This is a genomic window from Bernardetia aquimarina (assembly GCF_042180575.1).
Lineage (GTDB): Bacteria > Bacteroidota > Bacteroidia > Cytophagales > Bernardetiaceae > Bernardetia.
In genome coordinates this window covers 2,831,635-2,854,652 of sequence record NZ_CP170094.1, presented here as the reverse complement: position 1 = coordinate 2,854,652, position 23,018 = coordinate 2,831,635, and the positions used below count along the sequence as shown (strand labels likewise).

General features: G+C 31.4%; 17 protein-coding genes and 2 tRNA genes. 12 read left to right on the top strand and 7 right to left on the bottom strand.

What is annotated here, in order from left to right:
- Positions 1-67 precede the first annotated feature (67 nt).
- The 3 genes from ACE193_RS12115 to ACE193_RS12105 form a co-directional block, all read right to left on the bottom strand.
- Positions 68-712 (bottom strand): HAD family hydrolase, encoded by a 645-nt coding sequence (locus ACE193_RS12115; RefSeq protein WP_375563250.1) that lies wholly within the window; start codon positions 710-712, stop codon positions 68-70.
- Between the two features lie 85 nt (positions 713-797).
- Positions 798-872: transfer RNA gene (locus ACE193_RS12110), tRNA-Val, on the bottom strand.
- Positions 873-920: 48 nt separating this feature from the next.
- Positions 921-995 (bottom strand) — tRNA-Val (locus ACE193_RS12105).
- A 342-nt stretch (positions 996-1,337) separates the two neighbouring features.
- Here ACE193_RS12105 and ACE193_RS12100 point away from each other — a divergent pair.
- From ACE193_RS12100 to ACE193_RS12045, 12 genes are all read left to right on the top strand, one after another.
- Positions 1,338-3,023, top strand: a complete 1,686-nt coding sequence (locus ACE193_RS12100; protein ID WP_375563249.1) for an Ig-like domain-containing protein — start codon at positions 1,338-1,340, stop codon at positions 3,021-3,023.
- Positions 3,024-3,197: 174 nt separating this feature from the next.
- A complete protein-coding gene (locus ACE193_RS12095; protein ID WP_375563247.1) occupies positions 3,198-4,358 on the top strand; it encodes a PP2C family protein-serine/threonine phosphatase in 1,161 nt (386 codons plus the stop codon).
- 313 nt (positions 4,359-4,671) lie between these two features.
- The gene (locus ACE193_RS12090) at positions 4,672-5,490 is read left to right on the top strand and encodes an isoprenyl transferase (protein ID WP_375563246.1); all 819 of its coding nucleotides are present in this window, start codon (positions 4,672-4,674) and stop codon (positions 5,488-5,490) included.
- A gap of 131 nt (positions 5,491-5,621) precedes the next feature.
- Positions 5,622-8,267 carry an outer membrane protein assembly factor BamA gene (gene bamA / locus ACE193_RS12085; protein ID WP_375563245.1) on the top strand — a complete coding sequence of 882 codons (2,646 nt, stop codon included), beginning with the start codon at positions 5,622-5,624 and terminating at the stop codon, positions 8,265-8,267.
- 209 nt (positions 8,268-8,476) lie between these two features.
- Positions 8,477-9,055 carry an OmpH family outer membrane protein gene (locus tag ACE193_RS12080; RefSeq protein WP_375563244.1) on the top strand — a complete coding sequence of 193 codons (579 nt, stop codon included), beginning with the start codon at positions 8,477-8,479 and terminating at the stop codon, positions 9,053-9,055.
- Positions 9,056-9,129: 74 nt separating this feature from the next.
- Positions 9,130-9,651: an OmpH family outer membrane protein gene (locus tag ACE193_RS12075; protein WP_375563243.1), complete on the top strand. Its 522-nt coding sequence runs from the start codon at positions 9,130-9,132 to the stop codon at positions 9,649-9,651.
- 122 nt (positions 9,652-9,773) lie between these two features.
- On the top strand, positions 9,774-10,379 hold the full coding sequence (locus ACE193_RS12070; protein ID WP_375563242.1) for an OmpH family outer membrane protein: 606 nt from the start codon (positions 9,774-9,776) through the stop codon (positions 10,377-10,379).
- A 164-nt stretch (positions 10,380-10,543) separates the two neighbouring features.
- Entirely contained in the window at positions 10,544-11,314 is a 771-nt protein-coding gene (locus tag ACE193_RS12065) for a cell division protein FtsQ/DivIB (protein ID WP_375563241.1), read from the top strand.
- Positions 11,315-11,387: 73 nt separating this feature from the next.
- A complete protein-coding gene (ftsA, locus tag ACE193_RS12060; protein WP_375563240.1) occupies positions 11,388-12,725 on the top strand; it encodes a cell division protein FtsA in 1,338 nt (445 codons plus the stop codon).
- 171 nt (positions 12,726-12,896) lie between these two features.
- A complete protein-coding gene (locus ACE193_RS12055; protein WP_375563239.1) occupies positions 12,897-13,634 on the top strand; it encodes a hypothetical protein in 738 nt (245 codons plus the stop codon).
- Between the two features lie 840 nt (positions 13,635-14,474).
- Complete coding sequence (locus ACE193_RS12050) at positions 14,475-18,209, top strand: SNF2-related protein (protein WP_375563238.1); 3,735 nt, start codon at positions 14,475-14,477, stop codon at positions 18,207-18,209.
- Between the two features lie 79 nt (positions 18,210-18,288).
- Entirely contained in the window at positions 18,289-18,819 is a 531-nt protein-coding gene (locus ACE193_RS12045; protein WP_375563237.1) for a TlpA family protein disulfide reductase, read from the top strand.
- Positions 18,820-18,849: 30 nt separating this feature from the next.
- Here ACE193_RS12045 and ACE193_RS12040 read toward each other — a convergent pair whose 3' ends face one another.
- The 4 genes from ACE193_RS12040 to ACE193_RS12025 all read right to left on the bottom strand — a co-directional run bounded on the left by ACE193_RS12040 (position 18,850) and on the right by ACE193_RS12025 (position 22,925).
- On the bottom strand, positions 18,850-19,545 hold the full coding sequence (locus ACE193_RS12040) for an N-acetylmuramoyl-L-alanine amidase (protein WP_375563236.1): 696 nt from the start codon (positions 19,543-19,545) through the stop codon (positions 18,850-18,852).
- A gap of 160 nt (positions 19,546-19,705) precedes the next feature.
- On the bottom strand, positions 19,706-20,080 hold the full coding sequence (locus ACE193_RS12035) for a DoxX family protein (RefSeq protein WP_375563235.1): 375 nt from the start codon (positions 20,078-20,080) through the stop codon (positions 19,706-19,708).
- Between the two features lie 196 nt (positions 20,081-20,276).
- Positions 20,277-22,118, bottom strand: coding sequence for an ABC transporter ATP-binding protein (locus tag ACE193_RS12030; RefSeq protein ID WP_375563234.1), 1,842 nt, complete (start codon positions 22,116-22,118; stop codon positions 20,277-20,279).
- Positions 22,119-22,382: 264 nt separating this feature from the next.
- Positions 22,383-22,925: a YceI family protein gene (locus tag ACE193_RS12025; protein WP_375563233.1), complete on the bottom strand. Its 543-nt coding sequence runs from the start codon at positions 22,923-22,925 to the stop codon at positions 22,383-22,385.
- Between the last annotated feature and the right edge of the window lie 93 nt (positions 22,926-23,018).

Sequence of the window (23,018 nt, the reverse complement as noted above, 5' to 3'; positions counted from 1 at the left end):
TCTAGAATAAAAATATCCTTTATCAATTTTGATTTGATAAAGGATATTTTTTTGTACAAAGGTATTTCTAAGCTAAATCTAAAATAGTATTTTTTTCTACCTCCAAATGATAGGCATTCAGACCTGTTTTGATTGCGCCTTCTATATGCTGTGGACTATCATCTATAAAAAGAGTTTGTTTAGGATTTAAGTCATTTTCTTGAATTACAAAATCAAAAATCTCTCTATTTGGCTTTCGCATTCCCACTAAATGAGAAAAATATACTTTCTCAAAAAGTGTTTCTAGTCCTCCCATTTTATGAGCTTCTAAAACAATTTTATCAAAAGCCTTTTTATGAATTTCATTGGTATTACTCAATAAAAAAATACGTTTTTCTTTTCCTATTTTCTTTAAAAGTTCAATTCTTTCTTTGGGAATATCCAAAAGCATGGCATTCCACGCATTGATAATTTCTTGATGCGAAACTTTTTTACTAGATGATTTTTGCATTGCTTCTACAAACTCTTTTTCAGAAATATGTCCTGTTTCTAGTTTATTAAAAATATCTGTTTGGCTTTGTTTGGAATATAACTCTGAGAAATCAGTTCCGAAAAGTCTCTTAAACCCTTCTTCTGTCTTTTTGTAACTCAAATTAATGATTACTCCTCCCAAATCAAAAATAATAGCCTCGTAATCGTTTAGTTTCGGAAAATTTGAATTTTCTGTGAACATAGCTTTAGAAAAATAAAATTTGAACATAAAAAAAGGTTTCAAAAAATATTTTTTGAAACCTTTTTTCTTAATTGTCTTTAAAATGTGGGCCCAATAGGATTCGAACCTATGACCCTCTGCGTGTAAGGCAGATGCTCTGAACCAGCTGAGCTATAGGCCCATTTTAATTCCTCAAATCAAAAATAATAATAATTATTTCTAAAAAATGTGGGCCCAATAGGATTCGAACCTATGACCCTCTGCGTGTAAGGCAGATGCTCTGAACCAGCTGAGCTATAGGCCCATTTTTTAGTCTTTTATTCTTATTTGGATAAAATTATCATTTCTTTTATGACTTCTTTACCCGAATTGAGAATGCAAAGGTACGTACCAAACTAATATCAGTCAAGTTTTTTATCAAAAAAAAACATTTATTTTTGAATTATTTCATAACTGTTTCATTATCAATGAATAAGCTTCATAATTAGTTCATTGTTTTTTTACCTATATCATTTTTATCTATTTTTAATGCTCTTTAATTGTCTTTAATTTTAAAAAATTACGTTCGTGCTAAACGAATTTAGTAATTTTGTAGAATTCAGTAAATAAAGTATTTATTCCAAATTCATTTGTATAGCTTATTTTTATGAAATTCAATCATTTCGTTTCTTCTCTTATCTACCTTTTGGTTTCTGTTATATTTATTTTTTTCTTGGCTGCTTGTGCAAGTCAAAGTATGCCCACAGGAGGATTGAAAGATATTACACCACCCAAACTCCTCTCTACGTATCCAAATGACCAATCGACAAATTTTAATGGTGATATGATTATTTTGGAGTTTGATGAAGATATTACGACACAAAAACTACAAGAAGAATTACAAATTTCGCCTTTTATAGATGGAACTTATAAATCAACTGTAAAGAGAAATCGACTTACTTTAGAATTTGATACACCGTTTGCTGAAAATACGACTTATACGTTTTCATTTGGAAAAGGAGTAGTTGATTTTAATGAAAAAAATGTTCCCAAAAATATTAAACTTGCTTTTAGCACAGGTGATAAAATAGATTCTTTGCTTATTACAGGTACAATTTCAAGCCTTATGCAAGGAAATAATTTAGAAAATGCAATGGTAGGATTGTATGCATATAATGATGTAGAGGCTGATTCTTTTGATATTACAAATCGTCGCCCTTTGTATTTTTCTTTGACAGATTCGATGGGTAGATATGCTATTGAAAATATAAAATCAGGAAAATATAAAGTGTATGCCTTAGCAGAACCAAAAGATAAAAGAGATTATATTTATAACAAAAATACAGAGTTGATTGGTTTTTATAAAGAACCATTGCAAATCGGAACAAGCTATTCAGGAGTAGATTTTAAGGTAATACGTTATGATATTTTGCCTTTTCGTTTATCAGGAGCTAGACAGAGAGCGCAATATTTTGAAATAAAATTTAATAAAAATGTAGCTGATTATGCCATCAGTTATCAAGATGAAGGCTTAGAGGTAGATTATGACACCTTATTTTATCCTGTTTTGCAAGATGAATATATCAATTTTTATAATCGAAATATGAATACTGAAGATTCTGTTTCGGCACTAATGTCTTTTACAGATTCGATCGGAAATAAGATTGATACTACACTTACTGTTCAGTTTGGAAAGGTCAGAAAACCTCGTGAATCTCCTTTTACAATTAGAGAAGAGCCTCCTTCTGCAACACCAATTCTTCCAAATAAAGAACTAGATTTAAAATTATTTTTTAATAAACCTGTTGTTAGTATTCAGTATGATAGTATTGTTATAGGTTTTAAAGGAGATAGCACAGGAAGTAGAACAACAGCAGCCGATTGGAAATTTAATAAAAATAGAACAGAAGTTTCATTTATCAAAAAAATAGAACTTTCTACTGATAAAGATAAAGCATTTCAATTACAAATTCGTAAAAATACGTTTGTTTCTGTAGAAAACGATACACTCAAAGATTCCAAAAATTTAGAATATTCTCAAGGAGAAGAGTCTAGTTATGGTGTAATTAGTGGACACGTTTTGGGTAAGTATGACAATTTTATCATAGAAGTAATTGATGATAAAGGCAAAGTAGAACAAACAATTCAAAATCAAAGAAAATATAGGTTTGAAAACCTTTCGACAGGAAAGAAAACAATGCGAGTACTTGTGGATGCAAATGGAAATGGAAAATGGGATAATGGAGATTTTGAAAAACGTATTTTGCCTGAACCAGTAGCATATCTGGGGAGAGAACTTGAGCTAAAAGCAAACTGGGAGTTTGAAGACGTAGATATAAATCTAGGAAACTAAATACTAAAAAAAGGATAATTAGTAGAATAATTTGATGAGATAGTAGAATACTACACTATTATTCAAACGTTTATGAATAAATTCTCGTATATTGTTAGACTTCTTTTCTGCAAAAAGTTTTATCCTAATTTTTTAATTATTATGATAAAATTGAACTATATTTTTTATTCTTAAATGTCTTTATCTTCTCGCAAATCTTATACTTTTAAATATTCTTTATTTGGTATAGCTTTTGGCTTTTGTTTTCCTGTTTTTTCTTTACTCTTTGATGGATTATTTCTCAAAGACCTACCTTTTAGTGCAGAAAGTTTTATAAATGTTCATTCTCTCAACCCTCTTCATTTTATAATAGATAGTGCGCCCATTTTTTTAGGAATTGCATTTGGTTTGGCTGGTAAAAATATGGACGAAGTAACTGAAACACGCCAAGATGTGGAAAGTTATAATGAAGAATTGTTACAACAAAATCAGATTGTTACACAGTATTCACACGAGTTGCAAGCACAAAGTGATAAAATAAAAGAGCAACGTGTACAGGTAGAAAAGCTGTTTTCAGATATACAGGCAAGTGTTCGTACTGCTGAAAGATTGCAACTGGCTCTTCTTCCCGATCTCTCCTATTTGCAAGCTGCTTTTGAAGAGATTTTTGTCTTTTATAAAGCAAAAGATATTATTAGTGGAGATTTTTATTGGTTTAGGAATATTACTTTAGAAGATAAAAAATATAAAATCATAATTGCAGCAGATTGTACAGGACACGGTGTACCAGGGGCAATAATGACGATTGTAGGATATTTTTTGTTAGAAAGAATTATAGAAAAGGAAAAAATTATAAAACCCAATGAAATTTTGGAAGCTCTCAATGAAGGAATTACGGAAGCATTTACATCCTCATCCTCATCAGATAGAAGCATAAAAGTAAGGGAAGGAATGGATGCTTCTATTTTAGTTATTGAAAATGAGCAAAAAATATATTATGCTGGTGCAAATCGTCCTCTATATTATAGAACTCCTACCGATAAAACTATTCAAATGATTAAGGGCAGTCGTGCAGCCTTAGGAGGAGAGAAACGTAAGAGAGAAAAAATATTTACTCTTAATACGTTAGAATATCAAAAGGGAAGTCAATTTTATTTGTTTTCGGATGGTTATCCAGACCAATTTGGAGGAGAAAACGATAAAAAATTTGGAAGCAAACGTTTCCGAAAACTTCTGAATGAAACTCCTTATGAATCTATGACACAAATGCACTCTGAAATTAAATCTGCGTTTGAAATATGGAAACATCAAACTTCCCAAACTGATGATGTAGTTGTTATAGGAATTAAAATTTGATTTTACATTTTTTAAGAAGGTTATTTGGTTTGTGTTGCTGCATTTATCTGTTTATTATCGTATTCCCTCCAAACAGTCTAAGTTTTTAGACTCTCAATTCAAATTCTGACTACTATTTAACGAATTAAAATAGTTAATCTGTGTTTTTGAAGGTTTTAAGAAAATAGAAAACTGAATTTGACTAATCTTTTCGTAACTTGCGCCCCAAATTATAATGTCTTAAGTCTATAAACTCTGAATAAGATAGTTTGTATTCAAAATAGTCATTTAAAAAGTTGGTTTAAATAACCAAAAGCAAACAGGGAAGCAAATTATGAAATCAGCTAAAAAAGAAAATACCAAAAAAAAAATAGAAAATTTTACAGCATTTGTTCCATTATCATCTCGTACAAAAGAAGAAGTACAAGAGTTATTGGATAAAAATCGCATGCCTTCTCACGTTGCTCTTATCATGGACGGAAACGGAAGATGGGCAAAACAACGAGGTTTTTCTAGAATTTTTGGACATAAGAATGCTGTAAAGGCAGTCAGAGAAGCTATAGAAGGTTGTGTAGAGATGGGGGTAAAATACCTTACTCTTTATACATTTTCTACTGAAAACTGGCAACGTCCTGAGGATGAAATAAACGGATTAATGCAGCTTTTGGTTTCAACATTGCGTAGTGAGGTAAAAGAATTAAGTGAAAAAGGAGTGAGATTAGGAGCAATAGGTGAGTTACAATCTCTTCCTACTAAATGTCAAACTCAGCTTGATGAATCGATTGCCAAAACAGAACATAATGATAGACTTATTCTTACACTTGCTCTGAGTTATAGTGGACGTACAGAAATGAAAACGGCTATTCAAAAAATTGCTCAAAAAGTAGAAAAAGGAGAAGTCAAACCAAATGAAATAGATGAAGAGTTGATTGCCAAACATCTTTATACTGCTTCTATTCCAGACCCAGAGCTTCTTATTCGTACAAGTGGAGAAATGAGAATCAGTAATTTCTTGCTTTGGCAAGTAGCATACTCTGAACTTGCTTTTTTGGATGTACTCTGGCCAGATTTTCGAAAAGTACATTTGTTCGAAACGTTTCTCAATTACCAAAATAGAGAAAGACGTTTTGGTAAAACAAGTGAGCAAATTTAAAGAAATAAAGAAATAAAAAACGACTAAAAAAACAGTAAAATAATTATTTAGAATAAAAAATATAGAACAGATTTTACAAACCTTACTAAATCAAAAATAGATAAGAAAAAATAAGGTTTTTTATTCAATTTATGAAAAATCTACGCTATTCTACTCATTTACTATCTTCAGACTTTATGTACTCATATCATTCAATTTATATCTTATTAAAAAATAATTACTCTCAACAATCAATAAGAGGTATTATTTTTTCGCTTATTATTTTCTCTTTATTTTGGGGAACTTCTGTATCTACTTTTGCCCAAACAACACCTTTCAAAGGATTAGGAAATTTTGGAACAACTTCTACAAAAGATTTTGATTATGGCAATCCAAAAGAATATACTATTGGAGGAATCTCTGTAGAAGGAGCAAGTTATCTTGATCCAAATGCCCTTATTTCACTTACAGGGTTGCGTATTGGAGATAAAATACTCGTTCCTGGTGAAGCCATAGGACTTGCTATTCGTAAACTCTGGAAACAAGGACTTTTAGGAGATGTAAGTATAGAAGTAGATAAAATCGAAGATGAAAAAGTCTTCTTAAAACTTGTCCTAACAGAAAGACCAAGGTTATCTCGTTTTGATTTTACAGGAATATCTAAAGGTCAAAAAAACACATTAAAAGACAAAGTAACGCTTGTGCGTGGTCGTATTGTAAATGATGTTGTTATCAAAAATACAGAAGTAGCTATCAAACAACATTATATTCAGAAAGGATTCAGAAATGTAAAAGTAGATATTGTTCAGAAAAAAGATACTACTCTAGCAAATAGTATTCGTTTAGAAATTGATGTGGATAAAGGCAAAAAAGTGAGAATTCAAGAGATTGAGATTGAAGGAAATACAGCTATTGCAGACAAAAAACTCAAACGTAAACTGAAAAAAACAAAAGAATTTGCACCTTGGAACATATTTAGGTCTTCCAAATTTATTCCTAATGAATTCAAAAATGATAAAAAAGCTCTTGTTGCTTATTATAATAAAGAAGGATATAGAGATGCTTATATTATTTCAGATACTGTAACAACAGTAGAAGATGGTGTGAAAATAAAAATGACTGTCAATGAAGGAAATAAATATCACTACCGAAATATTACTTGGTCAGGAAATTATATTCACTCTGATACACTTTTAGGTTCTGTTTTGGGAGTTAGGAAAGGAGATGTCTATAATCCAGAAGATTTACAAAAACGTATGTCTTACAATCCAACAGGATTAGATATTACATCGCTTTATATGGATGATGGTTATTTATTCTTTAATGTTCAACCTGTTGAGATTAGAGTAGATAATGATTCTATCGATATAGAAATGAGAATCTATGAAGGCGACCAAGCAACAATTAGTAAAATAATTGTAACAGGAAATACTCGTACACGAGATCATGTTATTCTGAGAGAAGTTTATACATTTCCAGGTCAGAAGTTTAGTCGTTCGGCACTTCTTCGTACACAACAAAGACTTTCACAATTAGGTTATTTTGATGCTGAAAATATAGGAATCAATCCAATACCAAATGTATCAGATGGAACAGTGGATATTCATTATTCAGTAGTGGAAAAACCAAATGACCAAATCGAACTATCTGGTGGTTGGGGAGGTGGAGCGATTGGCTTCATTGGTACGCTAGGACTAACTTTTAATAATTTTTCTTCAAGTCGCTTATTAGATTTTAGTTCGTGGTCACCACTTCCACAAGGTGATGGGCAGCAAGTTTCTCTACGTTTTCAAGCAAGTGGTCGTCAGTTTCAGACCTATTCATTTTCATTTATGGAACCGTGGTTAGGAGGTAAAAAACGAAATTCATTCTCTGTTAGTTTACAACACTCAAAACAAAGCCAATTCGATAGAACTGGACTAACTAGAGAAATAACAGGTAATTTTCAAGTTTCAGGAATAACACTTGCTTTGGGACGTCAATTAAGATTCCCCGATAATTATTTTACACTTAGTAACTCATTGGCTTACCTTCGCTATAGTCTTAATAATTATCAAGGAATTGGTTTTAGAAATATTACTGATGGAACATTTAATAATATTGTATTTAATACAACACTTTCTCGCTCTAGTGTAGATAGTCAGATTTATCCTCGTAATGGAGCAAGTATTTCACTTAGTTTGGGTCTTACACCTCCTTTTTCGTCATTTAGAGATATAAATTATGAAACAGCAGAAGATACAGAAATTTTTAAGTTTGTAGAATATCACAAATGGATGTTTGATAATTCGTGGTACACTCCAATCGTTGGAGACCTTGTATTTAGTGCAAGAGCGCACATGGGATTCATTGGTTCTTACAACAGTTCTGCTCCTATTAGTCCATTCGAACGTTTTATTTTGGGTGGTTCTGGTTTAGGTTTTGGGAATTTACTTTTGGGGTCTGATATTGTTGGTCTTAGAGGATATGAAGACAATACAGTTGTTCCTAGTGATTCTAAAAGAGAAGGTGGAGTAGCTTATAATAAATTTGTGATGGAACTTCGCTATCCAGTTACACTTAATCAAGCTGCATCTATTTATGTTTTGGCTTTTGCTGAAGGTGGAAATAACTGGGGAAGTTTTAAGACATTCCAACCTTTTGACTTGAAACGTTCGGCAGGAGTTGGTGCACGTATATTTATGCCTGCTTTTGGACTTTTAGGAATTGATTGGGCGTATGGATTTGACCAAATACCTGGAAATCCAAATGCTAATGGAGCGCAATTCCACTTTACTATTGGACAGATGATACGATAGTCAGTTATCAGTAACCAGTTAATTTCAATGAAATTACAAGTTAATGAAAGCTATTGAAAAATAGTAGTTCTCGTATTAACTGGTAACTGATTACTACTTACTGGTAACTGTAAAAGACTGTAAAAGACTGTTAAAAACTGGTAACTGGTAACTGATAACTGGTAACTGAAAAAACTTGGCAATAATTTTGAATTTTATCCCTATATATGATGAAAATCCCTTTTAAAAAAAATATCGCTTTTACCTTTTCTACTCTTTTTTTAGTAGGATTATTTGCTTTGAGTAGCTTTAATACAGCTTCTGCACAGCGTTTTGGTTATATTGACTCTCAAAAAATATTGGAGCGTTTGCCTGAGTATTCGCAAGCCAATACAGAATTGGAAGAAATGACAAAACAATGGAAAGCAGAGTTAGCCAAAAAACAGCAAGAAGTTTTGGATAGTCGTACAAAATTAGAAGCTGAAAGAGTACTTCTGACAGAAGAAATGTATGCTGAAAAGCAAAAAGAAATTCAAAAACTAGAAAGCGATTTGATTGCTTACCGAGAAAGTATTTTTGGTGCAAATGGGATGCTTTTTCAGAAAAGACGTGAACTTATTCGTCCTATTCAAGATAAGATAATGGAAGCTGTCAGAATTGTATCGTTACAAAAGAAACTTCACTTTATGTTTGATAAAGCAAGTGATTTGCACATGCTTTTTTATGACGAAACCTATAACTTTACTGATTTTGTCTTAGAAGAATTAGGAATACAAGACCCTAATATTTCTATTGATAAAAAAGGATAATTCTTAAACTCAAAATCCAACAATAAAACTAAAATTTCCCTTCAAACTCACTTAAAACAAATTATATCAAAATTATGAGAAAAATAATTTTATCTCTAAGTCTTTTATTTGCCTTTGTTCTTTTTCAAAACAATCAAGCAACAGCTCAAAACCTCAAAATTGGTTATGTACAAGTAGATTCAGTAGCTAGTATGATGTCTGAATATAAAGTAGCTACTTCAGAGTTAGAAGGTTTTCAGAAGCAAATCCAAAAAAGATTGCAAGGAGAATATCAAAAAATACAGGCTAGACAAGAAGAACTGAAAAAAACAGTAACAAATGAACAGCAACAAGCGCAAGCTCAACAAGAGCTAGAGGGTTTGTTTGCAAACTTTGAAAATATGCAAAAGACAGAAGAAGAACGTTTTAATAAAAAACAAAACGATTTACTTTTTCCTATTTATGCAAAAATTCGTGAAGCCATTAAAGAAGTAGGAAAAGAAAATAATTATGTTCTTATTTTGAATGAATTAGATGGTACAAATTCTTCATACATTTTATACTCAGCAGAAGGAACAGATGTTACTGATTTGGTTGTCAAAAAACTAGGTCTTTAATCTATTTGGTCTAATTCTTAACCTTTACAACAATTAAATTTAATTAATTACTTACCTTTGCAGAATTCTTTTGTATTAAACAAAAATATTCCTGTATTATATATCAAACGATAAAACAAACGATGAAAAAGATATTCCTTTTACTCACTTTATTTGCATTTGTTGCTTCTCTTCAAGCTCAAGATGTAAAAATTGGTTATACAAGTGCTTATTTGATTTTGCCTCATGTTCCTGCTTATACAAAAGCACAAGATTCTCTCAAGAAAACGGAAGCAAAACTAACAAGTATACTTATGGAGAAACAACAAGACTTTGAAACAAAAGTGAAAAAGTTTGAAGCTGATAGTGAATCAGGCAACGAAATTCCTGTTGTTTTACAAACTCGTGCAAGAGATTTACAGAAGGTACAACAAGAAATTGCACAAGACCGTGAAGCATATAGCCAAGAACTTCAAAGAATGCAAGCTGCATTACAAACTCCTATTCTCAAAAAAGTAAAAACAGCTATTGAAGAAGTAGGAAAAGAAAATGGTTATACATTTATTTTGAGTAGCCAAGACGGAATGGGACAAGATAATTTCTTGTTTTCTACTGATAAAATTGATGTAACTCTTTTGGTATTGAATAAATTAGGTATAAAAATGACTGCCGAACAGTTAGCTGCTGCAAATGCCAAATTAGAAGCTGAAGCAGAGGCTGCTGCAAAAGCACAAAGTACACAAAACTAAGATAATTAACTGATTGAAATTGATTTTTAATCTAATTTTGCTTAGATAAAAAACCTTATTCTGAAAAAGAGTAAGGTTTTTTGTATTTTTACAACCTATATCATTTTTCAAAACCTTACTAGATTTAACTGGACTTATAGAAAATTTATGTTATATTTAAAGTCATGAAAATATCTGTAAAAATAATCTTATTTGTTTTATCTATTCTTGTTACTATTGCAGCAACAGAAGTGTATCAGCGTGGACAAATGATTCAACGTGTACACATTGTGGTTCGCAATGCAGCACAAAATCTTCAAGATACTTCTCATTTTTTGACAGAAGTAGAAATATTAAAATTGGTTCGTCAAGATGCAAAAATTGATGTAAACAACCTCAAAATTAAAGAGATAGATACCAAAAAAATTGAAAACTCCATAAAAACCAATAACTTTGTATCTACTTGTCAAGTAGCCGTAGATTCAAAAGGAATTCTGCATATAGAAGTAGAAGAACTCAAACCTCTTGCACGAATTTTGAATAAAAACTCTGCAAACGGTGCTTATATTACTGAATCAGGAAAACTAATTCCTCTTTCTCCTAATTTTACGGCACGAGTCATGTTACTTTCTAGTCAGAAAAGCAATGACACAGAACTTTTAGATACTGCTTTTTGGAAAACTCCAGATGGGCAACTATTTATTGACGCACTCAAAGAAATAGATAAAAAACCATTTTGGAAGGCTCAAATTACGCAGCTAGAAAGAGATACTAAAGGAAATATACTAGCGTATCCACAAGTAGGTGAGCAACTTATTGAGCTGGGTTCAGCTAAAAATATGGAAAACAAACTTACTCGTTTGAAAACTTTTTATGATAAAATTATTCCTGTAAAAGGTTGGGGAAGTTATCAACTTGTAAGTGTTAGATATGACAATCAAATTGTCTGTAAATAAACTATAAAACTAAAATTGACCTTAACGATGGTTTGTACTCAAACCTTGATAAGTGTTGTACATATAAAGACGTATGCAAAATCAAAGAATAGTAGCAGGATTAGACATCGGAACAACAAAAATTTGTGTTATCGTAGGCAGAATGAACGAGTACGATAAACTGGAAGTATTAGGAGTAGGACAAGCTGTTTCCGAAGGTGTAAAAGAAGGAATTATTAGCAATATCAATAAGACAGTGGCAGCCATTACGCAAGCTGTTGAAGAAGCTGAACGTAATTCAGGTGTAAATTTGCGTATCGTAAATGTAGGAATTGCAGGAAAGCATATCAAAAGTACAGTTCATCACGGAGGAATTACTAGAAGCTCAAAAGATGGAGAAATTACTCCTTCTGATGTAAATCGCCTTACAAATGACATGTATCGCATCGTAACTGAAGCAGGAACGGATATTATTCATGTTATGCCTCAACATTATACTGTCGATTATGAGCCAAATATAAAAGACCCTGTTGGAATGGCTGGCGTAAAACTGGAAGCTGATTTTCATATCATTACAGCTCAAACAAATGCTATTCGAAATATCAAAAAATGTGTTCAGCGTGCTGGTTTAGAAATCGAAAATCTGATTCTTGAACCGTTGGCATCTGCACTTTCTGTTTTGAGTGAAGAAGAAAAAGAAGCAGGAGTTGCTATTGTTGATATTGGTGGAGGAACTACTGATTTGGCCATTTTTATTGATGGAATTATTCGTCATACTTCGGTTATTCCATTTGGTGGAAATATTATCACTTCGGACATCAAACAAGGATGTGCCGTAATGCAAAATCAAGCTGAATTATTAAAGGTCAAATTTGGTCGTTGTTTGGCAAAAGATGCACCTGATAATGAAGTTGTTTCTATTCCAGGGCTTCGCAATCGTTCTTCAAAAGAAATTTCTATCAAAAATCTGTCTTATATTATTGAGGCGAGAATGGAAGAGATTGTAGAACTTGTTTATAGTGAAATTTTGCGCTCAGGTTACAAAAATCGTTTAGCTGGTGGAATTGTTCTTACTGGAGGAGGTTCATTGATGCAGTATTTGAAAGAACTTTTTGAGTATAAAACAGGTATAGATGTTCGTATTGGTTATCCAAATGAATATTTAGGAAGAAGTCAGTCTGATTCGGTCAAAAATCCAATGTATGCGACAGGTGTAGGCTTGGTTTTGGCAGGTTTCAGAACGCTTGATGATAGAGATGTTTATCAAAGAGATTACGACCAAATAACTCAGACAACAGGCTATGAAATAAATAGCCAAGGACAAGAAGTCAAAAAGCCATCTGAAAAACCAGCAGGAGGATTTTTTGCTAATATCTTGAAAAAGACAAAAGAACTTCTAATTGATGATTTTGATGATAAAAGTACATATTAAAAGTGATAAGTTATTGGTGGTAAGTGATAAATGAATACAAATAGTCGAAAATATTTAATGTAATACAACTTTCTATCTTTATAAAATTATAAAAACAGATTTAAAGTAAAATTTAGGTCTGTTTTTTTATAGTGTAATAACTTACCACTCATCACTTACCACTATTTTTTTATGCTTCCAGAAATTGAAATTGATTACCTAACAGAAGATGAAGATGAAAAAGAACTTTGTCGGTGTTATTGGCTTCTAAATACAGAAGAACAAGAGCTTTTTGATGCAAAAGAAAAATTCCGTTATACACTTGCCGAACTCTCATTAAATTTCCGTCTGAAGCCTCGTCAAATTCATACAAAAGTAGCTCGTTTTAGTCGTGCTTATATCAAAAAATCGAAATGTGATTTGTGTGGAATACCTACTCATTTCTTGAATCGTCGGAATGATTATTATGCAAATAGAAAAGTCTATGAATACCAGCCTTGGGAGAATCCTGTACCTTATTTATGTGAAAATTGTAAAGATGCCCTAGAAAAAAGACAAACACAGAAAGCAAAACAAAAAAATCCGTTACAGTTTTCTCAAAAAGTAAAGTCAATTTTTCCGACCTCGCAGCATTTACAGTTTTTCAAACAGCTTCGAAGAGAAGAGCATTTTGTCTATCCACAAATTGCTATTTCTGTTTTTTTAGAAGATAGTATTTTTGAGGTAGTAGAAGAAATTGAAAATCTAGAGAATGAAATAATCAATTTTTTGATTTGTGATGGACAAGGAAATCCCAAAAAAGTAATAGATTTTGTAGTCTTAAACTCTAGTCAAAATAAAGAACTTACAGACAGACAAAAAGAAATATTCTATCAAAAAGAAAGTCTATTCGAGAAAATTGGATTAGAATACAAAATTGAATTTAATTGATTGTGTGCTGTGAGACCAATAAAAGTTCTGTCAATGAATTTTATAAATAAAAATTTCTAGTGTCGCACGAAATATGGAAGAAAAAATTAAAGGGTAGGAGCAGTATTTTGGTTAAAAATATCTTTCTATTTTTGCTTATTATTTAAAAAATCAAATACTGGTCAAACAAGTTATACAGTTACGATTGAATAACACTTGTTTTTCCAAAAAATAGAATCGAAAAATAAACCCTTTTTCTAAATAAATAGAGAAAGGGTTTTTCAATTACTTAATAGAAAAGCTAAAAATAGGCATTTGAAAAAAATAGGCTTTCACCACAAACTTACCTGCTATTTCTATTCATTACTTGCTCACAATCAATAAGAAAAATTCTAAAAAATAAAGTTACTTTTAAAAAATGATTTGTTTTGAAGTCCTTCCTCAACAAAACAAATGAAAGTTACTTTGAGAACTTTTCCTTTATTGTGATATGCTTTACTTATTTCAATACGTTTGCCAGTTTTATTTTTAGAAGAAATATTTTCATTCTCCAGCCTAACTATTGACAAAATATTTCTAAAAAGCTGCTCTATTTACCCTAAAACACTTTTTTCCTTCAAAAAATAATAGTAAAAATATTTTTTACACTCAATTTACTTGCTTAATAAATAGTAATACTATTTCATTTTGGTAGGATTGCATTCCCATTCTGATAAAAAAAGGTTTCTAAAATCAATTATTATCATTTCCTTCAAAAAAAATGTATTTTTGTGCAACGTAGCTTACTCTTTAGAGTAAGTGCAAATGTACCGTGCCTTTTAAGGTACGGCTTGTTCTATCAAAAAAAGAATAGTATAAAAAATGGCAAGAGGATTTGGTAAAACGTGGTGGGGACAAAAGTGGTTAGAAGCCTTCACTGATATAGACGATACAGGCAGACTTACACGAGGAAGAACCTACGCAAGAAATGGCTCAATTACACAAAAAGTAATTAGAGGAACAGCAATAGAAGCAAAAATAAGAGGCAGCCGTTCGACTCCTTATTCTACCTATGTAGAAATGAAAGCCTTTGACGAAAATGATAAAAAGATAATTTTAGAAACTCTTCAAAAAAAACCAGAACTTTGGCAGCAACTCACACAAAGACAATTACCAAAAGAACTCTTTGATTTATTAGAACAAGAAGATATTAGTCTTTTTCCGAAGCGTTGGCGAGATTTTAGTGCAGGTTGTTCGTGTCCAGATTTTGCGATGCCTTGTAAACATATTGCAGCCTTGATTTATTCTTTTTCAGAAGAAATTGATACAAATCCGTTTTTGATTTTCTTATTGCACGATTTTGATTTACTTTCTTATATCGAACAAAATGCCCAAAAACAAAAAATGGCTTCTATGCCAAAATGGGAAGAAAAATGGCTGTTATTAGACGAAATAGAAGAACTTCCAGAACCAAAAGAGATAGAAAAATTAGATATTTCCTTTGCTCAAATTCCACAACTTGAACAGACTTTATTACAACTTCTTTCGCCTAATCCTCCTTTTTTTGAGAAAGAAGATTTTAAAAGCGTCCTTCAAACAGTCTATCAAAAATTACCTAAAACGATAGAAGAATATTGGAAAGATTACGAAACAGAAGAAGAACGAGAAGAGGATAGAAAATATAATGAATCATTTTATACTAAAAATGAACTACAAAAAAAGGAAAATGACAAAAAGAATAAAAATTATTACGAAATAGAACGCTTCGAATTTACGTTTGATGCTTCTTATAAACTTCGAAATACATTTAAGGTAACCAAACAAAAGCGAAAATTAATCAAAACCAAAATTGATAATGGCTTTGGTTTTTTGTTAGATTTATTTTATACACTTCCTACCACAGAAATAAAACGTCTTTCAGAACAGTTACAAGTTTTATTTAAAATTCATCAGTTTGCGCTGGCACTTTTAGAACGTGGTGCAATAGTTCCGACGATTTTTAGCAATCAAAAAAATGAAGTTTTTATCCGTTGGCAACCTGCTGTTTTGAATACAGATGTCAAAGAAATTCTAACTCAAATCTCTGAAACGGTTGATATTAGAACAGTTAATATAGGCTTAAAATCAAAGGACAAGGAAAAAACAAAGGCAAAGATAGAACCTTATTACTCCGACCAAACAGAATCTACACTCACTCTTTTGGGAATGATTTTGCATTTTTATATTGAAGAGTCTTGGATAAAGACACGTTACAAAAAACGCCTTTCGTCTTTGAATATGAAGATAGAAAGTATCTTTTTTATGAATTTGGCGATGAATTTTACAGGTTATCAAGAAAAAGATATGCCTCATTTGATTCGTGCTTGGCTTGGTAAATTTCTTTTATCTGAACGGAAATATGTTCCTATCTTGTCTATTCAAGAGAATTTTGAAGACGGAGAAACAGATGAAGAAAGTATTCATAATGAAAACAGTTATGAAGAAGCAGACGAAACTTTCAGTTTAGAAATTTTGATCGAAGATAAAGAACTCCAAAATAAACATGCCGAAAATGAAAGTCCACATATTCCTCTTGCCGTAATTTTTGAAGATGATTCGTTTGAAGATGTTCGTTTGCCGATTGTACAAGATTTGCAGATTTTGTCTGATTTTTTGGGAGAAATAAAAGAAATTATCGAAACGCAAGGACAGACACAAAAAGAAATAGAAGCAACACGATTAAGCAAAATTTTGATAGATATTTTCCCCGTCTTACAGATTTTGGGAATAAAAATACTGTTGCCAAAACGACTAGAAAAAATTGTCCGACCAAAATTAAAAGCAAGCCTAAATTCTAAAAACAAAAAAGAAGAATCATTCTTAAAACTGGGAAGTGTTTGGGATTTTGATTGGGAAGTAGCGATGGGTGATGAGAAAATTTCGGCAGCCGATTTTGAAAGAATGATTGCTCAAAAGGCTGGTTTGTGGCGATTCAAAGACCAATATGTTTTGTTAGATGAAAAAGAAATTGCCTTAATTGTCGAACAATTAAAGAAGAAAAAGAAAAAATTATCAAGTGCAGAGCTTTTACAAACAGCTCTCACAGAAGAATATCAAGGAACAAAAGTAGAATTAAGCGAAAAAGTAAGGGTTTTGTTACAAGAACTTAAAGAAGCTCCAAAAATCGAAACGCCTCAAAATCTAAAAGCCACTTTACGTCCCTATCAACAAGTTGGTTATGAATGGTTGTATCAAAATGCAAAGCTGGGTTTGGGTTCTATTTTGGCTGATGATATGGGACTTGGAAAGACACTTCAAACCATTACTTTTTTATTAAAACTCAAAGAAGAAAATCAACTAGGAGGAAATAATGAACCTGCTTTGGCTGTTTTGCCAACAACACTTTTGAGCAACTGGCAACGAGAAATCGAAAAATTTGCACCTTCGCTTTCTTTTTATATTTATCATGGAGCAAATAGAAAATGGATTGAAAATAATGAAAACGAAAATTTTAAACCTGATGTTTGGCTTACCACTTATGGAACAGTCAGAAGTGAAGACAAGCGTTTTGCAGAGCGAGAGTGGTCGTGTGTAATTATTGATGAAGCCCAAGCCATCAAAAATCCTGCTGCTGGACAAACAGAAGCTATCAAAATGCTACAAAGTCCTCGTAAAATAGCTCTTTCTGGAACGCCTGTCGAAAATCGTTTGAGTGAATATTGGTCTATTTTTGATTTTGTAAATGAGAATTATTTAGATGTTTTGTCTAAATTTAGAACTAATTTTTCTATTCCGATTGAAAGAGATAGAGATGAACATCGTGCTGATATTTTCAAAAAAATGACTGCACCCTTCATTATGCGAAGGCTTAAAACAGATAAAAGTATAATTGATGACTTGCCAGAAAAAATAGAAAAAGACCAAATTTGTAAGCTCACTAAAGAACAAACTTTGCTTTATGAAACTACTTTGAGAGAAGGAATGAAGGTAGTAGAAGAATTTGAAGGAATAAAAAGGCGAGGTGTTATTTTGAAACTCATGATGCAACTCAAACAAATCTGTAATCATCCTGCTCATTTTTTGAAGGAAAGCACCATGAAAATAAGTGATTCTGGCAAAACTGCACTTCTATTAGAAATTGTAAAACAGATTTATGAAGCTGACGAAAAAGCCTTGATTTTCACTCAATATACCAAAATGGGAGAACTTTTGAAGGACTTTTTACAATCTACTTTTCATACACAAGTTCCCTTTTTACATGGTGGACTTACAAGAAAAGGAAGAGATGAAGCCGTTGAGATTTTTCAAAATGAAGAACATTGTCCCTTTATGATTTTGTCGTTGAAAGCTGGTGGAACTGGACTAAATTTGACTGCTGCAAGTCATGTTATTCATTTTGATTTGTGGTGGAATCCTGCCGTAGAATCTCAAGCAACAGATAGAGCCTACCGAATTGGACAAAAAAATAATGTTTTGGTGCATCGTATGATTACCAAAGGAACATTAGAAGAAAAAATAAATGAACTTTTGCAGTCTAAAAAGGAAATTGCAGATATGGCAATCTCTACAAATAATGCGTGGATAACCGAAATGAATACTGGAGAATTGCACGAGCTTTTTGCTTTGAAGAATTTGTAAGATTATTTTGAGCAAATTGAACTAAAAAGAGTATTTTTCAATTTGAATACTATTAAATCCAAAAACTAAAGTTTAATTTATGAAAAACTTCAACCTACTGTTCTTATTTTTACTATTGATTATTTTGAGTTGTAGAACTAAACTTCCAAAAAATCTTACAACCAACTATTCATCTTCTCTATCAAAAGAAGAAATAAAAGAATTGAAACCTATAAATAGTATTGAATCATTTACTTTAACCACCTTAGATAATAAAAACTTTGTTGTAGGAAAGGGAAGTGAAAAAACTACGCTGCTTATATTTTTTGCTACTTGGTGTCCTTCTTGTAAGGTTGCTATTCCAGAGTTAGAATCTAGCTTTGCTGCTAATGATGAGATAAATTTTATTGTTGTGGGTAGAGAACATAGCAAAGAAGAAATGGAAAAATGGAGGAAAAACAAAAACTTTAAATCCCATTTAGTAGCTGATGAAGATAGGTTGGTATATGATAAATTTGCGACACAATATATTCCTCGTACTTATCTGATAGATAAAAATGGTACTGTTCTTTATCAATCTTATGGGTGGTCAAGTGAAATGATAGATGAAATAAAACAAAAGTTAGAATAGAAAATAGTTTTTTTTGAGAAATTATTAAACCTACTGCACCACTTCACGATATTCTCTTACAGCACGAAAAATAGCTGAAGCTAAAATTGTCTGACCGTATTCGCTATTGAGATAAACCTCTTCACTTCCATTGCTCATAAAACCTAACTCTACCAAAATGGCTGGCATTTTGGTATTTTGAAGAACAAATAAATTATGACCTCTATCAGCCGTAGTTTGGAGTTTGAGAACTTTTCTTTTTGCTCTTTCTGAAAGTTGTTTCATCAATTTTTTTGCAAAAATTTTACTAAATTTTATATCGTGATTATGAATATGAACTTGCGCTCCATAAATACTTTTAATAGGATTGTGATTGGCATGAATGCTAATAAATAAATCAGCACTTGCATCATTTGCTATTTTTGCTCTGTCTTCCAAGCTCACAAATATATCATCTTTTCGTGTATAAACAACTTTTACATTTTCTAGTAAATTTTCCAAATACCCTCCAAGTTGCAAAGCAACAGGCAAAACTAAATCCTTCTCTTGTTTGAAACGTTGCAAATCTGAGCATTCATTTCCTACATCATAGCCTCCATGTCCTGCATCAATGACCACTACAAAAAGTTTTTTTTCAGTCGTATCTAAGTAATTTAAAGAAGAAAAACTACTTCCAATAAAAAAAATGAATAAAAATAGACTACATAAAGTAAAGGTTTTGATTTTAAAAAAATAGTACTTTTTCATTTTTTGGATAGATAGATTTATAATTGGGGTTTAGAGATAAACTAAAGTACAAATTTTTTGCTAGAATGATTTTCAGACTTTCGCTTTTCATACAAAAAAAGACTTTCTATTCATCAAGAAGAGAAAGTCTCATAATTTTATCTAAAAAAATAAGAAGTTTTTATTTATTAATCATCGGCATGTATTTTTCTTTATTTTCAAAAATTATCCAAAGATTGATAGCCAAAAAAACAAAGCTCATAATCATATTAGCAGGGTCTTGAAAAACATGAAAAAGAACAATTCCTACCACAACAGGAAAAATCATAATAGCAGCTAAAGCACGAGTTTTTGGAATAATAATCAAAACTCCTGCAATGATTTCTACAATACCCACTAAATTGAATATCCAACCTGATGATTTGAAAACGGTTATTAAATCCATTGCAGCCTTATCCATTTTTAAAGGAAGATAATTAAAGAATTTATTTAGTCCTCCATTAATCATAATCAAACCAAAAAGAAGACTAACCACAAAGAAAATTTTATTTTTCATTAGTATATTTTTTTTAATGAAGTTGTTTAAGAATGGGAAAATTGCGTTCTGTGTGTCACAGAACAGGAAAAAATACAGACTTTATTGGTGTTTTAGCATAGTGATACCAAAAATAAATACACAAAACCTATTCTTAAACAATTTCAATATTAGCTTTGTGTAACACTAACAAAAAATCATTTTTTTATTCCAAATTCTAACTCTTTGCTGTCTGCAAAAACTGCATTTCGTAAAGTGTATTGTAATAACCACCTAGTTTTAGAAGTTCTTCATGCGAACCACTTTCTTTAATTTCTCCTTTATCCAATACTAGGATTTTACTTGCTTTTTGAATTGTAGCCAAACGGTGAGCAATTACAATAGCTGTTCTTCCTTCCATCATTTTATCAATGGCATTTTGGATTAATTCTTCTGTTTCAGAATCTACTGAAGAAGTAGCTTCATCAAGAATCAAAATTTGAGGGTCATAAACCATTGCACGAACAAAAGAAATAAGCTGTCTTTGTCCGACTGAAAGTGTTGCGCCTCGTTCTTGAACATTATAATAAAAACCATTTGGAAGTTTTTCTATAAACTCTTTAGCTCTCACCAGTTCGGCAGCTTCCTTTACTCTTTCTAAAGAAATATCAGGATTTCGAAGGGTAATATTATCTATAATTGTTCCTGAAAATAAAAATACATCTTGTAAAACTACTCCAATATGTTGGCGTAATGAATTAAGATTATAATCTTCTAAATTTCTATCATCAATAAATATTTCGCCTTTCTGAATTTCATAAAATTTATTCAAAAGATTAATAATAGATGATTTTCCTGCGCCTGTTGCACCTACCATTGCAATCGTCTGACCTTGTTTTACTTCAAAAGAAATATTTTTTAAGACCCATTCTGGTTTTACTTCTACTTTATTATCGATATTCAACTCTCCATTTTCATTATATTTTCCTTTTGAAGCATCCATATTGTAAGCAAACCACACTTCTTCGAAACGAATATCTCCTTTCAAGTTTTTTGCAAAATAAGTTCCGTTATGTTGAATAGTGCTATCATCATCTAATAGTTTTAAAATTCTGTCCGAACTAACAATCCCTAATTGAAGGGTATTAAAACGGTCAGCAATCATACGAATAGGACGGAAAAACATAGCCAAAAATAAAATAAAGGCAATCAAAGTACCTAATTCAATTCTTTCTCCCAAAACACTAGAAGCACCATACCAAACCACCAAACCAGTTCCTGCTGCACCCACAATTTCAGCCAAAGGAAAGTAAAGAGAATAATACAACACTGTTTTTACATTTGCTCTTCGATGTTCTTTGTTGATAGATTCAAATTTCTTGTGTTCTCTTTTTTCGCTATTAAAAATCTGAACAATCGACATTCCTGTAACATGTTCTTGTACAAATGAATTGAGATTTGAAACGGCTGTACGGACATCATTAAATGAATCTTTTACTTTTTCTTTAAAAATATATGTTCCGACCAATAAAAAAGGCAAAACAGTCAGTGTAACTAAAGTGAGTTTCCAATCCAAATACAGCATAGCAGCCAAGATAAAAGTAAGCTGCAAAATGTCTCCTAAAATATTAGCAATTCCTTGTGTAAAAATATTTGAAAGCGTTTCGATATCTGAAATAGTACGAGTTACGAGTCTTCCGATAGGTGTTTTATCATAAAAAGATAGTTTCATTCCCATCAAATGATTATAGACTTGCATACGAATATCACGAACCACATTTTGTCCCAACCAACCCGAAAGATAACTATGAACAAATTCGACTCCTACTTGCACAATCGCTGAAGCCAAAAGTAAAATAAGCATCAAATTTAAGCCTTCCCAATCATTCTTAAGAATATAATCATCAACAGTAAGTTTGATAAGATAGGGACGAATAGGTGCAATAATTCCTAACAAAACAGTCAAGAAAATAATAAAATAAAAATGTCCTTGATAGGGTTTTACGAAAACAAAAATACGTTTGAGTATTTTCCAGTCAAATATTTCTCCTTTGGGAGTTGATTTTTCTAAATTTGCCATTTATGATAATAAAATAATACAGAAAGTGGTGCAAAAGAAAGTAGTATAAAATAGGCTGCAAGTTAATCAAAGTATTGATTCAACTTAGACTTTGCTACTAACGAATGAGCATAGCAATAGGTTTTTTTAACAAAAAATGATTGTTCACAAAATAAGTATTTTCTCATAGAAGTTGTTTAATAAATCTATATTAAAACCAAAAAACGATACTTCTCCTCAAAAGAAATATCGTTTTTTTAGCTTCTATTTTATTCTCAACTAACTCTAAACTGTTTCAGCCACTACTTTAGCTACTTGTACATTCATAAGCAATTTTACTTCATCGCTTACTACGACACCACCTGCTTCAGTTACGCCATTCCAAGTTAAACCAAAATCTTTACGGCTAATTTTTCCTGTTAGTTCAAAGCCAGCTTTTGTATTTCCGTACATATCGTCTGCTGTACCACCATATTCTACTGCTAAAGTAACTGGTTTTGTTGTTTCTTTAATAGTTAAGTTTCCTTTTAGTTCATATTCATCACTTGATTTTTTCTCAAAAGAAGTAGATTCAAAAGCAAGTTTTGGGAATTTTTCTACACCAAAAAAGTCATCTGACTTCAAATGTCCATCACGTTGTTCATTTCCTGTTGTGATACTGTTGATATTTGCTTCAAAAGTGATTTTTGCATCTGTGAGGTCTTCTTTTGTAGCTTCTAATTTTCCAGAAAACTCTTGAAAAGAGCCTGTTACAGTAGAAATAACAAGATGTTTTACTTTGAATTGAATTTCAGTATGCATTGGGTCAATATTCCAAATAGTAGCCATAATAAAAAATGTTTGTATGAAAATAAATAAATAAAAAATTGAGAGAATAACAGAGATTTAAGTCCGTCTGCGCTGCTCTTGTTTGGTTATACG

What these genes read in the sequence shown, in the direction of transcription:
- bamA (WP_375563245.1), top strand. Translation starts at nt 5,622, where the DNA reads ATGAAAAATCTACGCTATTCTACTCATTTACTATCTTCAGACTTTATG.
- ACE193_RS12070 (WP_375563242.1), top strand. Translation starts at nt 9,774, where the DNA reads ATGAAAAAGATATTCCTTTTACTCACTTTATTTGCATTTGTTGCTTCT.
- ACE193_RS12065 (WP_375563241.1), top strand. Translation starts at nt 10,544, where the DNA reads ATGAAAATATCTGTAAAAATAATCTTATTTGTTTTATCTATTCTTGTT.
- ftsA (WP_375563240.1), top strand. Translation starts at nt 11,388, where the DNA reads ATGCAAAATCAAAGAATAGTAGCAGGATTAGACATCGGAACAACAAAA.
- ACE193_RS12080 (WP_375563244.1), top strand. Translation starts at nt 8,477, where the DNA reads ATGAAAATCCCTTTTAAAAAAAATATCGCTTTTACCTTTTCTACTCTT.
- ACE193_RS12045 (WP_375563237.1), top strand. Translation starts at nt 18,289, where the DNA reads ATGAAAAACTTCAACCTACTGTTCTTATTTTTACTATTGATTATTTTG.
- ACE193_RS12035 (WP_375563235.1), bottom strand. Translation starts at nt 20,080, where the DNA reads ATGAAAAATAAAATTTTCTTTGTGGTTAGTCTTCTTTTTGGTTTGATT.
- ACE193_RS12055 (WP_375563239.1), top strand. Translation starts at nt 12,897, where the DNA reads ATGCTTCCAGAAATTGAAATTGATTACCTAACAGAAGATGAAGATGAA.
- ACE193_RS12040 (WP_375563236.1), bottom strand. Translation starts at nt 19,545, where the DNA reads ATGAAAAAGTACTATTTTTTTAAAATCAAAACCTTTACTTTATGTAGT.
- ACE193_RS12050 (WP_375563238.1), top strand. Translation starts at nt 14,475, where the DNA reads ATGGCAAGAGGATTTGGTAAAACGTGGTGGGGACAAAAGTGGTTAGAA.
- ACE193_RS12100 (WP_375563249.1), top strand. Translation starts at nt 1,338, where the DNA reads ATGAAATTCAATCATTTCGTTTCTTCTCTTATCTACCTTTTGGTTTCT.
- ACE193_RS12115 (WP_375563250.1), bottom strand. Translation starts at nt 712, where the DNA reads ATGTTCACAGAAAATTCAAATTTTCCGAAACTAAACGATTACGAGGCT.
- ACE193_RS12075 (WP_375563243.1), top strand. Translation starts at nt 9,130, where the DNA reads ATGAGAAAAATAATTTTATCTCTAAGTCTTTTATTTGCCTTTGTTCTT.
- ACE193_RS12095 (WP_375563247.1), top strand. Translation starts at nt 3,198, where the DNA reads ATGTCTTTATCTTCTCGCAAATCTTATACTTTTAAATATTCTTTATTT.
- ACE193_RS12090 (WP_375563246.1), top strand. Translation starts at nt 4,672, where the DNA reads ATGAAATCAGCTAAAAAAGAAAATACCAAAAAAAAAATAGAAAATTTT.
- ACE193_RS12025 (WP_375563233.1), bottom strand. Translation starts at nt 22,925, where the DNA reads ATGGCTACTATTTGGAATATTGACCCAATGCATACTGAAATTCAATTC.
- ACE193_RS12030 (WP_375563234.1), bottom strand. Translation starts at nt 22,118, where the DNA reads ATGGCAAATTTAGAAAAATCAACTCCCAAAGGAGAAATATTTGACTGG.